General features: G+C 65.1%; 12 protein-coding genes. 1 reads left to right on the top strand and 11 read right to left on the bottom strand.

Features of this window, described 5'->3' with window-relative positions; translation table 11 throughout:
* Window positions 1–5: 5 nt before the first annotated feature.
* The gene (locus PVE73_RS07585) at window positions 6–209 is read right to left on the bottom strand and encodes a DUF2892 domain-containing protein (RefSeq protein WP_157016669.1); all 204 of its coding nucleotides are present in this window, start codon (window positions 207–209) and stop codon (window positions 6–8) included.
* Window positions 210–238: 29 nt separating this feature from the next.
* The gene (locus tag PVE73_RS07580; RefSeq protein ID WP_277366355.1) at window positions 239–1,531 is read right to left on the bottom strand and encodes an FAD/NAD(P)-binding oxidoreductase; all 1,293 of its coding nucleotides are present in this window, start codon (window positions 1,529–1,531) and stop codon (window positions 239–241) included.
* A gap of 239 nt (window positions 1,532–1,770) precedes the next feature.
* On the opposite strand from PVE73_RS07580, the gene PVE73_RS07575 reads away from it, so the two are divergent.
* Window positions 1,771–2,022: a metalloregulator ArsR/SmtB family transcription factor gene (locus PVE73_RS07575; protein ID WP_277366354.1), complete on the top strand. Its 252-nt coding sequence runs from the start codon at window positions 1,771–1,773 to the stop codon at window positions 2,020–2,022.
* Window positions 2,023–2,455: 433 nt separating this feature from the next.
* Here PVE73_RS07575 and PVE73_RS07570 read toward each other — a convergent pair whose 3' ends face one another.
* From PVE73_RS07570 to PVE73_RS07530, 9 genes are all read right to left on the bottom strand, one after another.
* On the bottom strand, window positions 2,456–3,472 hold the full coding sequence (locus PVE73_RS07570) for an amidohydrolase family protein (protein ID WP_277366353.1): 1,017 nt from the start codon (window positions 3,470–3,472) through the stop codon (window positions 2,456–2,458).
* 26 nt (window positions 3,473–3,498) lie between these two features.
* Entirely contained in the window at window positions 3,499–4,269 is a 771-nt protein-coding gene (locus PVE73_RS07565) for an ABC transporter permease (protein WP_277366352.1), read from the bottom strand.
* A complete protein-coding gene (locus PVE73_RS07560) occupies window positions 4,266–5,078 on the bottom strand; it encodes an ABC transporter permease (protein WP_277366351.1) in 813 nt (270 codons plus the stop codon). The genes PVE73_RS07565 and PVE73_RS07560 overlap by 4 nt, the downstream gene beginning before the upstream one ends.
* Entirely contained in the window at window positions 5,078–5,872 is a 795-nt protein-coding gene (locus PVE73_RS07555) for an ABC transporter ATP-binding protein (RefSeq protein WP_277366350.1), read from the bottom strand. The genes PVE73_RS07560 and PVE73_RS07555 overlap by 1 nt, the downstream gene beginning before the upstream one ends.
* A gap of 73 nt (window positions 5,873–5,945) precedes the next feature.
* A complete protein-coding gene (locus PVE73_RS07550) occupies window positions 5,946–6,935 on the bottom strand; it encodes an ABC transporter substrate-binding protein (RefSeq protein ID WP_277366349.1) in 990 nt (329 codons plus the stop codon).
* 23 nt (window positions 6,936–6,958) lie between these two features.
* Window positions 6,959–8,272, bottom strand: a complete 1,314-nt coding sequence (locus tag PVE73_RS07545) for an MmgE/PrpD family protein (protein ID WP_277366348.1) — start codon at window positions 8,270–8,272, stop codon at window positions 6,959–6,961.
* Window positions 8,269–9,339 carry an aminopeptidase P family N-terminal domain-containing protein gene (locus PVE73_RS07540; protein ID WP_277366347.1) on the bottom strand — a complete coding sequence of 357 codons (1,071 nt, stop codon included), beginning with the start codon at window positions 9,337–9,339 and terminating at the stop codon, window positions 8,269–8,271. The genes PVE73_RS07545 and PVE73_RS07540 overlap by 4 nt, the downstream gene beginning before the upstream one ends.
* The gene (locus PVE73_RS07535) at window positions 9,336–10,460 is read right to left on the bottom strand and encodes a Xaa-Pro peptidase family protein (protein ID WP_277366346.1); all 1,125 of its coding nucleotides are present in this window, start codon (window positions 10,458–10,460) and stop codon (window positions 9,336–9,338) included. The genes PVE73_RS07540 and PVE73_RS07535 overlap by 4 nt, the downstream gene beginning before the upstream one ends.
* Window positions 10,461–10,470: 10 nt before the next feature.
* Window positions 10,471–12,189, bottom strand: coding sequence for a hydantoinase B/oxoprolinase family protein (locus PVE73_RS07530; protein ID WP_277366345.1), 1,719 nt, complete (start codon window positions 12,187–12,189; stop codon window positions 10,471–10,473).
* Window positions 12,190–12,195: the final 6 nt, after the last annotated feature.

The following is a 12,195-nucleotide window of genomic DNA, read 5'->3' as shown; positions in this document are numbered from 1 at the left end:
TCCGCCTATTTGAAAGCCGTGCCCGGTTTTACGCCGAGCTTCTTGAAGACCATGGCGGCCGGGCAGAAGCCGGTGAGCGACGCCTGCATCAGGTTGAGCCCGACAAAGGCGGTCAGGAGATACCAATAGGGCGAGACGTAGAAGCCGAGTGCCAGCGAGGCGAGCACCATGAAGCCGGCAAACATCATGACGGTGCGATCGAGGGTCATTGTCATTCTCCTTGGGGTTGGCCGTGCGTTCATTCGCCCGGCTCGATCTCGATTTCCTTGAGTTTCCGAATGCCGAGCATGTGCAGGGCGAGGTTCTCGTAGAAGGTCTCCGCCTTGCCTTGCCGAACCTTGTGCAGGAAGTACTTCTCGAAGCCGATCTTGGCCGCGTGCACCCAGCGGCCTTGCGAGGACCAGTTGACGTTGCGCGGCGGAATCTGCGGCTGCGCCACGAAGGCGATGCCCTCGTCGCCGAAATCAGCGAGGCAGACCGCATTCCAGGAGGCGACCGCCCTCGGCTTCTCGCCCCTCAGCAGGGCGGCGATGTTCTCTGCCGTGGCCGAAACCATCGACTCGATCATGAAGCCGGTCTTCGGCACGCCGACGGGCAGCGGCGTCTTGCCGACCGGCGGAATGGCCACGCACACGCCGATGGCGAAGATATTCGGAAACGCCTCGTTGCGCTGGTGCTTGTCCACCGTGACGAAGCCGCGCGGATTCACGAGCCCTTCGATACCGTAAACCGCCGGCACGCCCCGGAAAGCGGGCAGCATCATCGAGAAGGCGAAGGGAAGCTCGTGCTTGGCTGCGGTCTCGCCAGCCTCGTTGACCTCCTCCACATACATCCGGCCGGGCTCCACCTTCGCCACCTTGGCGTTGGTGATCCACTTGATGTGGCGCTCGCGCATGGCGCTTTCGATAAGACCCTTGGTGTCGCCCACCCCGTCGAGGCCGAGATGGCCGATATAGGGCTCCGGCGTGACGAAGGTGATTGGCACCTGGTCACGCTTCCTTGCCTGCCGGAGCGCCGTGTCGAGGATGAAGGCGAACTCGTAGGCCGGGCCGAAGCAGGATGCACCATGGACCGCGCCGACCACGATCGGGCCCGGCTCCTTCAGCAGCGTATCGAACGCGCGCTTCGCCTCCACCGCATGATCGACCTGACAGATCGACTGGGTGTGGCCTTCCGGCCCCAGCCCGGGCACCTCGTCGAAGGCGAGATCGGGGCCTGTGGCCACGATCAGGTAGTCGTAGTCGACGAATGTACCGTCGTTGAGCGCGACACGGTTTTCCGATGCCATCACCCGTCTTGCGCCTTCCGGCCTCAGGTTGATACCGCGATGTTCGAAGATGGGCGCGAGATCGACGGTGACCTCCTCCGGCTCACGCCAACCGACGGCTACCCAGGGATTGGAGGGAACGAAGGAATAGGTGGAGCCGAGATTGATGACGGTCAGTTCGTCCGAGGGACGCATCTTGTCCTTCATCTCGTAGGCCATGATGACGCCGCCCAGGCCGGCGCCGAGAACAACGATGCGGGACATGCCATCTTCTCCTTGGCGGGATTGCCGAAGCTCCATCTAGCCTCTCCGATCCGGAGGGGCTTTGATCCGGCGCAAACTCCGGTGGAAATGACCGAAGGACAGATCTACCTTGCTCGGTTAAGTTCCATGACGTCGCTCACCCCGGCTGGCCGCTCTTGCATGTAACATTCAAACTTTCTAAATTCAATAACATGAATGTAAGAGAAATGATCCCCGCCTCACAGGAGGCCGCTGACCTGATGCGAAGCCTGTCGCACCCGCAGCGGCTTCTGGTGCTCTGCGCACTTGGCGGTGAGGAGAAGTCGGTTGCTCAGCTTCGAACCGAACTCGGGATAGACCAGGTTCCGATGTCGCAGCAGTTGATGCGGCTCAGGTCGGACGGCTTGGTCGAGTCGCGCCGCGTGGGCACGACCGTCTATTACAGGATTGCCCGGCCGGAAGTGCTCACGGTCGTGGAAGCGCTCCACAAGGCATTCTGCGGTCCTATGTGATGCCCACCCTCTCTGTAGGCTGGACAGCAGGCAGAACGAAGGCACAGCCGTTCGAAATACCACCGCACCAGTTGTCGCGCTGGTTTGCGTAACACTGGTCCGCGATTGTGGTTGGTTGCGAGGGGCGATTTCAACCTCACACCAAGTGTTTGTCTTTAGGCAAATTCCGCCGCCGCCAAAAAGCTCAAAATGCCCCATAGCAATAGATCGATTTCATTAGACTTTTTGGTGGATTTGGTTGCGGGGGCTTGCAATCACCCGATTCCTGCGATTGGTTGAGAGATCTATTCTAAGATCAGCGGCCTAGGGGTGTGGCCTTGCCTTCACTCACGGTGAGCTTGTCCAACCACGAGGGTAACGCACACCCGATTCCTCCTCGGTTTATTATGCATCCAGCTTCGGCCGGAGCATCCCAATCACCGCTCGTGCTCCATCACTGTGGCATCGCTCGTCCTTGCTCGGCGGGCAGATTGAGGATGCGCCGTGCGTTGTCGACAAAGAGCTTTTGCTTCTCCTGTTCCGAAAGGCTGATCTCGTCGATCAGCCGTAGCGCGGTGGCCGGGTCCCAGCAGGGATAGTCGGTGCCGTACATGACGTTGTCGATTCCGTAGTACTCGATCGCGAACTTGATGCCGAGCATGTGCGGAGAGACCGTGTCGGTGAACATGCGGCGGATATAGGTGCTGGGCGGCTGCTTCAGCCCCGCCTTGCCGCCGTTCTTGTCCATGCGGCCGGCCTGGTAGGGCAGCGCGCCGCCGGTGTGCGACATGATGATCTTCAGGCCGGGATGGCGCTCCATCATGCCGGAAAAGACGAGCCGCATGGCGGCGGAGCTGACCTCGACGACGCGACCGAGGCTCAAATGCAGAGCCTCGTTGTAGCCGTCCAGGATGTCGGGGAAGATGGCGTCGGTGGGGTGGAGGTAGAGAGGGATGCCGAGTTCCTCCACGCGAGCGTAGAAGGGTTCCAGCCGCTCCGCGTCGATGCGCGGATCCGTGCCGATGCTGCCCGGCAGGTTGGCGCCAACGAGGCCGAGCTCGCCGATCGCGTGGTCCAGAACCTCGATCGCCGTCTTCGTATCGGTGAGCGGCATGGCGGCGGTGCCCCAGAAGCGGTCCGGATATTTGCGTTGCGCGGCGGCCATCGTCTCGTTCCACTCGAGCGCGGCGTCGCGGCCTTCGTTCACGGGCAGCTCGGAGAAGTAGATGGAGAACGGGCCAATGGAGCTTACGACATCGACGTCATGCCCGAGCGCGTCCATATGCTCGAACTCCTTTTCGAGGTCGAACCAGGCGGCCCAACTTGCGACCGTGCCGCTGCGGGCGTCCGCGCCCACATAGGTGTAACCGCCTCGCTCGTTGGCGAACGCCTTGGGATAGGCGGACTTCTTCGAAAGCGCCTCGAAGATCGGCAGTGGCCACCAGTGGAAATGCGAGTCGATGATGTGCATGGACGCACTCCGCGTTTTGCGCGCCGTCAGGGGACGCGCCAGGAATCGGTCTTCTTCTCCAGCCAGGAAAGCATCTGCGTCAGCACCACGCCGAGCAGGATGATGACGAGGATCGAGACCATCATCTTGGTCGTCTGCAGGAGCTGGGCGTGATAGGCGATGCTGTAGCCGAGCCCCGCGCTGGCGCCGAAGAGTTCGGCCACCACTACGCCGGTCAGCGCCCGCCCTACCCCGAGCCGCAGGCCGGCCACCACGATCGGCACGGACCCGGGCAGCGCCACCCGCAGGAAGATATCGAGCGGCCGCGCGCCGAATGAATGGGCGGCGCGAACGAGGTCCCGGTCGACATTCTTGATGCCGGACAGCGTGTTTGCGTAGATCGGCGTGAGCGCGAACAGGAAGGCGATGGCCACGATGGTCGGCGTGCCGTAGCCGAGCCAGGCGACGAAGAGCGGGTAGAAGGCGATGGTTGGCGCGGAATACTTGAACCAGATGAACGGCTCTAGCGCCGCCTCGGCGTCCGGGAACCAGCCCGCCAGCATGCCGAGCCCGATGCCCACGCCTGCCGCGAGCGCCAGCGCCAGCACGAAGGAATGAAGGCTGGCCAGGATGTTCTCGACGAGCGTGCCGTCGGCGAACTGCACCCCCATCTCCTTGAACACCGCGCCGGGCGTGGAGATGAAGAAGGGGTTGATCAGTCCCGCCGAGACGACAGCCTGCCAAAGGAGGCCGATCGTCAGCAGGGAGAGCGTACCGAGGACAAGCGCCTCATAGCGCCGGTAGAGTTCGGTCATCATTCCGTCCTCCAGTTGCGCACACGGCTTTCCAGCAACCGGACGAGAGAGGTCAAGGTGTAGCCGAAGACGCTGATCACCAGCGCGTAGACCAGAAGCCGGTCGATGCGCATTGACGAGCCGTAGGTCATGAGCTGGTGCCCGACGCCGGCCTGCGAGACGTAGAGCTCGCCCACAACGACGCCGAGAACGCCGCGCCCGACGGCAAGCCGCACACCCATCAGGATGGAGGGCAGCGAGCCCGGTACCAGGATGCGGGTGAAGATGTCGAGCCTGCTGGCGCCAAAGGAACGCGCGGCCCTGATCAGCCGCGGATCCGCCTCGCGCATGCCGGCCATGGTGTTGACGATGATGGGGAAGATCACGCCGAGGAAGACGACCGCGACCTTCGATGCCATGCCGATGCCGAGCCAGATGACCATGATCGGCAGGAGCACGAGGGTGGGCGCGATGTAGAGCGCCATGAGCGGCGGGTCGAGAACGTAGCGCGCATGTTTGGACGTGCCCAGCAGCGCGCCCAGCGGCACGCTGACGACGAGGGCGAGGGCGAAACCGAGCGCGAACTCGGTCAGGCTGATGCGCGCGTGATAGAAAAAGTCGTCGCTGGCGAAGACTTCGAGGGCGGCGACCGCCACCTTCGTCGGCTGGCTGGTGAAGCGTCCGTTGACCAGCCCAAGCTCCGGCGCGACCTGCCACACGACGAAGAAGAGAAGCACGGACAGGCACGAGATCGTCGTCGAGCGCGACAGCGGGAAACAGGCGTTCCAGGCCCGTCCTTCCATCGCGGTGGATTTGCTCGTGGCCATCGCCATCACGCGGCCTCGGTTATCATGTGCATGGCGGCCATGTCCTCGCCGAGCCCCTCGCGCAGCCGGCGCCGGTAAGCGGCGAATTGATCGCTGTCGAGCATGGCGGCGGTGCGCGGCCGCGGCAGGTCGATGTCGATGATTTCCCTGATGTGGCCGGGGTCGCGGCCCATGACGACCACCCGGTCGCCGAGGAACACCGCCTCATCTATGTCATGCGTGACGAACAGCGCCGTCTTGCGGTCGCGCTCCCATATCTTGAGCAACTCATCGCCCATCACCTCGCGCGTCTGCGCGTCGAGCGCGCCGAATGGCTCGTCCATGAGAAGGACGTGCGGGTCGACGGCAAGTGCGCGCGCGATGTTGACACGCTGGCGCATGCCGCCGGAAAGCTGGTGCGGGTGGTAGTCCGAGAAAGCGCCGAGGCCCACCATGCGGATGAAGCGCCGGGCGCGCTCCGTCGGATCGTCCTTCTTCCAGCGCTGCATCTCCAGGCCGAACCTGACATTGCCGAGCACGGAACGCCACGGCAGCAGCGACGCCTCCTGAAAGACCATCGCCCGGTCCGGGCCGGGACCGCTGACTTCCTTGCCGTTGATCGTGATGGTGCCGCTGGCGCTGTTCACCAAACCGGCCGCCGCCAGAAGCAGCGTGCTCTTGCCGCAGCCGCTCGAGCCCACGATGGTCACGAACTCGCCCTTGGCGATATCGAGCGAGACCCGGTCGACCGCAACGAACGGCTCGTCGCTGTTCGGCTTGCGGTATTCGATCGTCAGGTCGCGAATTTCGATCTGTGCCATTTTGTTTTTCTTTCTTGCGAAGCGGAGGGACGGCGGGGTGGGAGCCTTGAAGGTCCCACCCGAAGCTAACCGCTTACTCGGCCGGCTTCCATTCTTCGTAGGTGTCGACGAAGGTCGGGTCGAAGTAGCGCTCCTTCGGCCATGCCTCCTCGTATTCTCCCGATTCGATGCCGATTTCCCAGAACGCCTGCATGCCTTCCTCGGAGGGCAAGCGGCCATCCTCGTAGACCTTGTCAATGAAGTCGTCATAGCCGCGCCCGGCATAGTCCTCCTCCATGCCGACGCGGTCGACCAGCACCTCGATTGCGCGATCCCTGTCTGCCTTGGCAAGCCGCACACCCTTCACGAAACCGCGCAGCACGGCGCGGATCGTGTTGGGATTGGCCTGGATGAAGTCCTCGGTAGCGAAGAAGACATGGAAGGGGTAGTCGGGCGCGATGTCCGTCTGCTTGAGGATCGGCTTGAAGCCGGCATCAGCGGCCATGAACTTCTCCGGCGTGGCGAAGATGTTGACGTCGATCTGCCCGGCCTCCATCGCCGCCAGCCGCTCGACGGAGCCGCCGCCCTGGATGATCTGCACGTCGGAGTCCGGATCGAGCCCCTGCCTCTGAAGTGCGTAACGCGTGAGGAAGTCCGTCGAGGAACCGACGCGGGTGACGCCGAAACGCTTACCCTTGGCATCCGCCATGCTGTCGATCTCGGACACGGCATACCAGTCGAAGACGGCCATGTTGAAACCGCCATAGAAGACCTTGAGCGGCTGTTCGGCGGCAATGCCCACCGCCACGCCCGCCAGCGAGGTGACGCCGATATCGACGGCGCCAGCGACCATGCCGCGCACCATGTCCGTGCCGCCGCGAAACGCAACGATCTCGACATTGATTCCTTCTTCCTCGAAGAAACCCTCTTCGTCCGCTATGTAGAGCGGCAGGAAGGTCGATGTCGTCACCGGCAGGCCGATCGTGATGTCGGCCTTTTCCGGCGCATCCTGGGCCGCCGCCGGGGTGGCCAGCACCGCCAGGGCCGCAAGCCCTGCTATCAGAATTCCAGTTGGTCTCTTCATTCCATCCTCCCGTGGTTGATCTTTCAGACGAGCCGGACGAACCCCCGGCTTTCATTCTCCCCGCCAAGGCGAGCCTTCAATGCCGCATGGACGCGCGTCCGCTCATCATCGATCGCATCGCCGTTTCGCAGGGCCGAGGCGAGACCACCGAGTGCACCGGCGACGCCGAGGCCTTCGATCTTTCGCTGCAAGGTCGCGAGCGGCGCGTCGTCCGCCATGTCGCCCGGCAGCACGGCGCACCGCTTTTCGCTGAAGCCGTCCGCCGTCTGCACAACGACGCGCGCGGGAAAACTGTGACCGGCCTCTGCCGCGAGCGAGACTTCCGGCTTCACGGTCACCTTCGCTGCAAAGGCAATTGTCCGGGCATCGAAAGGATGCGCGCGCGCCACGTCGAACAGGCGGTCGCGCTCGAAGGCGGCGATGCCGAGCTGGAGGCCGAGATGGGCGATCGTGGAAAGGCGTCTTCCGGTATCGAGCGGACGGCTGACGACGGGAACCGCGTCCGGCGGCAGCTCCACCTCGGCCGACAGGATTGAGGCCGGCTGCAGGCCATCGGCCAGCATGGCGGAAAACGCTTCGATTGCATTCATGCCCTGACGCGCAGCGACGAAGGGTTTTAGCCCGACCGACGCCACAGCGTGCGCCGGCAATGCTTCCAGATGCTCCAGCGCCGCAAGTTCCGCGGACGACTGGGCGGCCAGCCATTCGGGCGACAGGAGCGCGGGATCGCCGCCGAAGCCGGCGCGCGCGGCCATTACCGCTCGCACGCCCTTGAGCGTCGCCTCGCCGATCGCCAGCCACCGGCCGGACAGGTTGCCGCCGGGCTGCCCCGCACGCCCCGAGCTGCCGGCGATGGCGATCGCCAGCGCCTGGGCCGTCGTCTCCTCGTCCAGGTCGAGTGCGGCCGCAGCCGTTGCAGCCGCGATTGCCGGAGCCGCGAAAAGCGTCGGCCAGACGCCGCGCGCAAGTGCTGCCGCACCGCCAACGGCGCGGGCGAGGCAAAGACCGGTCGCATATCCTGCCTCGACTGCGCGGACATAGGAGCGGGGGCTCGACGCGAATTCACCGGCGACCGGAACCGCTATGCAGCCCGGCGTCAGGCAGCTCGGCACCTCGATATCATCACACTCGGTGAAGCGGATCACGGCCGCCATGGCCGCCGCCGTGGAGACGGGGTCGCCCTCGTCGAGGAAGCGTCCGATGGCCGCGCCCTCCTGCGCCTCCAGCCCGGCCGCCAGCGCGGCCAGCGTGTCGACCGTGTGGAATGCTGCGGCGGCTTCCGTGCGGGCGTCGACGGCGATTTCGGCAAGCCGGCGGGCGAGGACACGCGTGGTCATGCGACACCCCCTCCCCGCGCCGTCTGGCGCGCGAGGCCGAACGATCGCGTGAAGACGAGTGGCGTGTGTGCAGTGCCGATGGTCAATGTCAGGACGCCATAAGGGATGTTCCGCATCGCCGGCCGGGTGCTGGACGCCACCGGCTGGAGCGGTCGCGTCACGACCGGTGCCTCCACCGTCCAGTCGAGGATCGTCATGCCGGCGGGCAAGGCGTGCCCGGCGATCTGCGGCGCCGGCTGCGCGGATGGGTCGATCGCCTCAGCGAGACGGTCGGCGGCCCGCGCCGCCTCGGCCACCGCGCCGTCGGCCGCCATGCGGGCGAGGCTTTCGGTGCGGCGGATCCAGACGCCGTTATAGGCGACGGAAAGGCGGATGGCGAAATATCCGCCGAGCGGAGCGTTGCCCTTTATGCGGGCGAGGCGCCGGTCGGCCGCCAGATCGGGGGCGGCGGCGACGTAGCATTCCTCGGCTCCGGCCAGCCGCGCGTTCAGTTCCAGCACCTCCGTCACGTCGCCCACCAGCCGACGGTCGGCCGGTATCTCGGCAAACGCGTTGGCGGCAATCCGATCCGCCGTCGTGGCAAGCGCCAGTTCGGCAGCATTCGGCAGGGCACGGACAGCGGCGAAGAGATCGCTCGCGTCGATCAGCTTCGCATCGGTCTTGGAGGTGATCTCCTCGACGAGGCCGCCGGGCATGCGGTCGAGTTCGACAACGCCGATGTTTCCGGCACCCAGAGCGGAAAGCCGCTCGCCCGCCATCCTGCCAGGCTGCGGCGAATGGGCGATTTCGACCGTCGGATTGGTCGAGCGGATCCAATTGCCGACGCGCTTCGACAGAGCTGTCGCGAAGATGGCCTGGCCCTCCCGCGGAACGAGCAGCAGGGCGTCCGACCAATAGGGCGTGAAGCCGGTCAGATAGGTCACGCCGGCCGAGCGCACGTGGTTGGTGTAGACGAGCACGGCATCCAGCCCGCTCTCGCGCATGGCCGCCTGCAGGCGGCGCTGACGGGCGAGAACATCGCCCTGCGACAGCTCGTCTTCGCGCCAGAGCATGAGGCCGTGTCTCATGCCGCCCTCCTGTCCGCCGCCATGGAAAACAGCTCCCGGGGCGTTGTCGTCAGCACCTGTGCGCCCTGCCCGGTCACGATGAGGGAATCCCCCAGCACCATGTAGCCGACGTCCGGGTGGTAGGTGTTGGGATGCACGATGAGCGACATGCCCTCCTCGATCGTCGTGGTCACGTCCTCGAGGATATGCGGCTTGGTGTCGGGAAAGAGGCCGAGCCCGTGGCCGCGCACGCGGGTGTATTCGCTGGTCACGTAGTTGCCGAGGCCGTGGCGGCGGAAGACGTCGTTCTCCGCCTTCGCGATGGCGGCGGCAGTGATGCCCGGCCTCACCGCATCGATGCCCGCAATCATGGCCTCGTGATAGACGGCGAAGGCCTTCTTCTGCGCCTCGCTTGCCTTTCCGATGACGAGCGTCCGACAGATCTGCACATAATAGCCATCTACGCAGGGCGTGAGCTCGGTCGTCACGAGATCGCCAGCCTTCAACATCTTGCCGGAAGGCGGTGCCATGCCGCGCACTTCCGGGCCGCCGGCGCCGATGATCATGAAGTTGTCTTCGACGCCGTTGGCGCGGAAGAACGCCTCGATCTCGGCGATCAGCTCATAGTCCTTCCTGCCCACGCGCGCGGCATTGCGGAAGACGGCATAGCCCTCGTCGGCAAGCCGTGCCGCACGACGAACCGCCTGCAATTCCTCTTCCGCCTTGACCATCAGGAGACGGTCGAGGATGGGTGTTGCGTCGTCGAAGCGACGATCCTCCCGCCGGCGCGCGAGGCCGTAGGGCAAATGCCGTTTCGGGCCGGCGGCGATACGGCGATTGCCGAGCCGCTCGATGGCGGCTGCGGCATCGGCGACGATATCGTCGGTCACTACCGTCTCCAGGCCGGGGCATTCCACGGCTGCGCGGTCGGCCTCGAACGGATCGTCGAGATAGAGCAACGTTTCGCCCTCGCTCGTCACGACGGCGATGCCCTCGCCTTCAAGAATGCCGAAATCGGCGGCGTAGCGCAGATAATCGTTCTGCCAGGCGTTGCCGTAGAGCACCACGACATCGAGGCCCGCGTCCTTCATCGCCTCGATCAGCCGGCGCCTGCGCGTATCCGCCACCTTCCTCGCCGTCACGGTGCCATCCTCATGAATTCGCAGCCAGGCGCATCGCCGGCTCCGATTCACCCGGTGCCGCGAACCCATAGTCCCGGCGGGCGACCTCGGCCGATACGAGCCCTTTTTCGATGTCGCTTTCCAAGAGCCCGCGGTCACGCTCGCGCGGATCGCCGTAACCGCCGCCGCCGGCGGTCAGGAAGGTCACGCGATCGCCCGGCTCGAAGGCGACATTGGTCGCCTTGTTGACATTCTCTGTCCTGCCGTCCGCGCGCTCGATGATCGCCAGGCTGACGGCACCTTCCTTGCCGCCATTAAGGCCCCAAGGCGGGGTGACGGTGCGATCGAAATTGATGTTGCCCTTGCAGGCGCGCAGCACGCGATAGGTGAGCTCCACGCCCAGCCCGCCGCGGTAGCGCCCGGCGCCGCCGGAATCGGGGCGCAGCATGTGTCGCTCGATCACAAAGGGATATTTGATCTCCTGCAGCTCTACTGGCGTGTTGCGCACGTCGCCCTGGCACACGGAGACGGAGGCGGACGCGCCGTCGCCATGCGGCCGGCCGCCCCAGCCGCCGCCGAAGATGTTCATGAGCAGGAAGCGCGACCCGTCGCCGTAGAAGCCGAAGAACGAGCAGCCGCCCATGTCGCCCTTGTGGGCGGCAGGGATCATCTCGGGCACCGCGGGCGCCAGCGCCTTCAGGATGGTGTCGATGACGGTCGGCAGTGCGATGCTCCATTGGCCGAGCGCGGCCGGCGGCCTGGCGCTCAGCATGGTGCCCTCGGGCAGCACCACGTCGAGGGAGCGGAAGCAGCCTTCGTTGACGTCGAGATTGGGCGAGGTGAGCGCCTTGAAGGCCACGCGTGCGGCGGCGATGCCGCCCGAGCGGCCGGAATTGAGCGGGCCGTCGACTTGCGGGTTCATCTCGGAGAAATCGACGGACATGCGCGCGCCCTTGACCGTGACCGTCACCTTGATGCGCAGCGGCTTGTCGAGCGCGCGGCCGTCATTGTCCAGGAAGCTGGTGGCCGAATAGGTGCCGTCGGGGATCTTCTCGATGACCGAACGGACCTGCCGGTCGGCCTGCGCCCAGATGGTGGCGACGCATTCGTCGACGGTGGCACGCGAATAGCGCCCGACGAGTTCCCCGAACCGGCGCGCCCCGACCTGACACGACGCGATCTGGGCGCGCAGGTCGCCGAGGCTCGCATCCGGATAGCGGATGTTGTCGCGGATGATCTGCAACAGCGTCTCGTTCGCCTTGCCGGCGTCGTAAATCTTCAGCGAGCGCATCTGCAGACCCTCGCTGTAGATATCCGTCGTCGCGTTCGACCCAAAACCCTGGCGACCGCCGCCGATGTCGACCCAGTGGGCGCGGTTCGCCGCAAAGCCGATCAACTCGCCCCCATGGAAGCAGGGGGCATAGACCACGACATTGTTGAGATGCTGGCCGCAGATGTGGCCATGGTTCATCACCAGCACGTCGCCCTCGGCGAAGCCGTCGAGCCCGTAACGCTTTATCCCGTCCTCGACCGCCACGCCAAGGTCGGCGAGGAAGATCGGCAGGCCGCCGCGGTTCTGCGATATCATGCGGCCATCGGTGTCGATCAGGCCGCAGCAATAGTCGCGCACCTCGTAGATCATCATGTTGTAGGCCGACTTGGACAGGACGTCGGCCATTTCGTCGGCATAGGCCACGACGGCGTTTCGCACGACTTCGATGGTGATCGGATCGGTGGTGGCTTTGGTCATCGAGAT

It is taken from the genome of Chelativorans sp. AA-79, from assembly GCF_029457495.1.
In the GTDB taxonomy this organism is placed as follows: Bacteria; Pseudomonadota; Alphaproteobacteria; order Rhizobiales; family Rhizobiaceae; genus Chelativorans.
The sequence above is the reverse complement of the archived record's forward strand: the minus strand, read 5'-3'. Positions and strand labels throughout refer to the sequence as shown.

Excerpts from the sequence above, each read along its gene's own strand:
- PVE73_RS07565 (WP_277366352.1), bottom strand. The coding sequence starts at position 4,269 with ATGATGACCGAACTCTACCGGCGCTATGAGGCGCTTGTCCTCGGTACG.
- PVE73_RS07545 (WP_277366348.1), bottom strand. The coding sequence starts at position 8,272 with ATGACCACGCGTGTCCTCGCCCGCCGGCTTGCCGAAATCGCCGTCGAC.
- PVE73_RS07570 (WP_277366353.1), bottom strand. The coding sequence starts at position 3,472 with ATGCACATCATCGACTCGCATTTCCACTGGTGGCCACTGCCGATCTTC.
- PVE73_RS07555 (WP_277366350.1), bottom strand. The coding sequence starts at position 5,872 with ATGGCACAGATCGAAATTCGCGACCTGACGATCGAATACCGCAAGCCG.
- PVE73_RS07575 (WP_277366354.1), top strand. The coding sequence starts at position 1,771 with ATGCGAAGCCTGTCGCACCCGCAGCGGCTTCTGGTGCTCTGCGCACTT.
- PVE73_RS07550 (WP_277366349.1), bottom strand. The coding sequence starts at position 6,935 with ATGAAGAGACCAACTGGAATTCTGATAGCAGGGCTTGCGGCCCTGGCG.
- PVE73_RS07560 (WP_277366351.1), bottom strand. The coding sequence starts at position 5,078 with ATGGCGATGGCCACGAGCAAATCCACCGCGATGGAAGGACGGGCCTGG.
- PVE73_RS07585 (WP_157016669.1), bottom strand. The coding sequence starts at position 209 with ATGACCCTCGATCGCACCGTCATGATGTTTGCCGGCTTCATGGTGCTC.
- PVE73_RS07580 (WP_277366355.1), bottom strand. The coding sequence starts at position 1,531 with ATGTCCCGCATCGTTGTTCTCGGCGCCGGCCTGGGCGGCGTCATCATG.
- PVE73_RS07530 (WP_277366345.1), bottom strand. The coding sequence starts at position 12,189 with ATGACCAAAGCCACCACCGATCCGATCACCATCGAAGTCGTGCGAAAC.
- PVE73_RS07540 (WP_277366347.1), bottom strand. The coding sequence starts at position 9,339 with ATGAGACACGGCCTCATGCTCTGGCGCGAAGACGAGCTGTCGCAGGGC.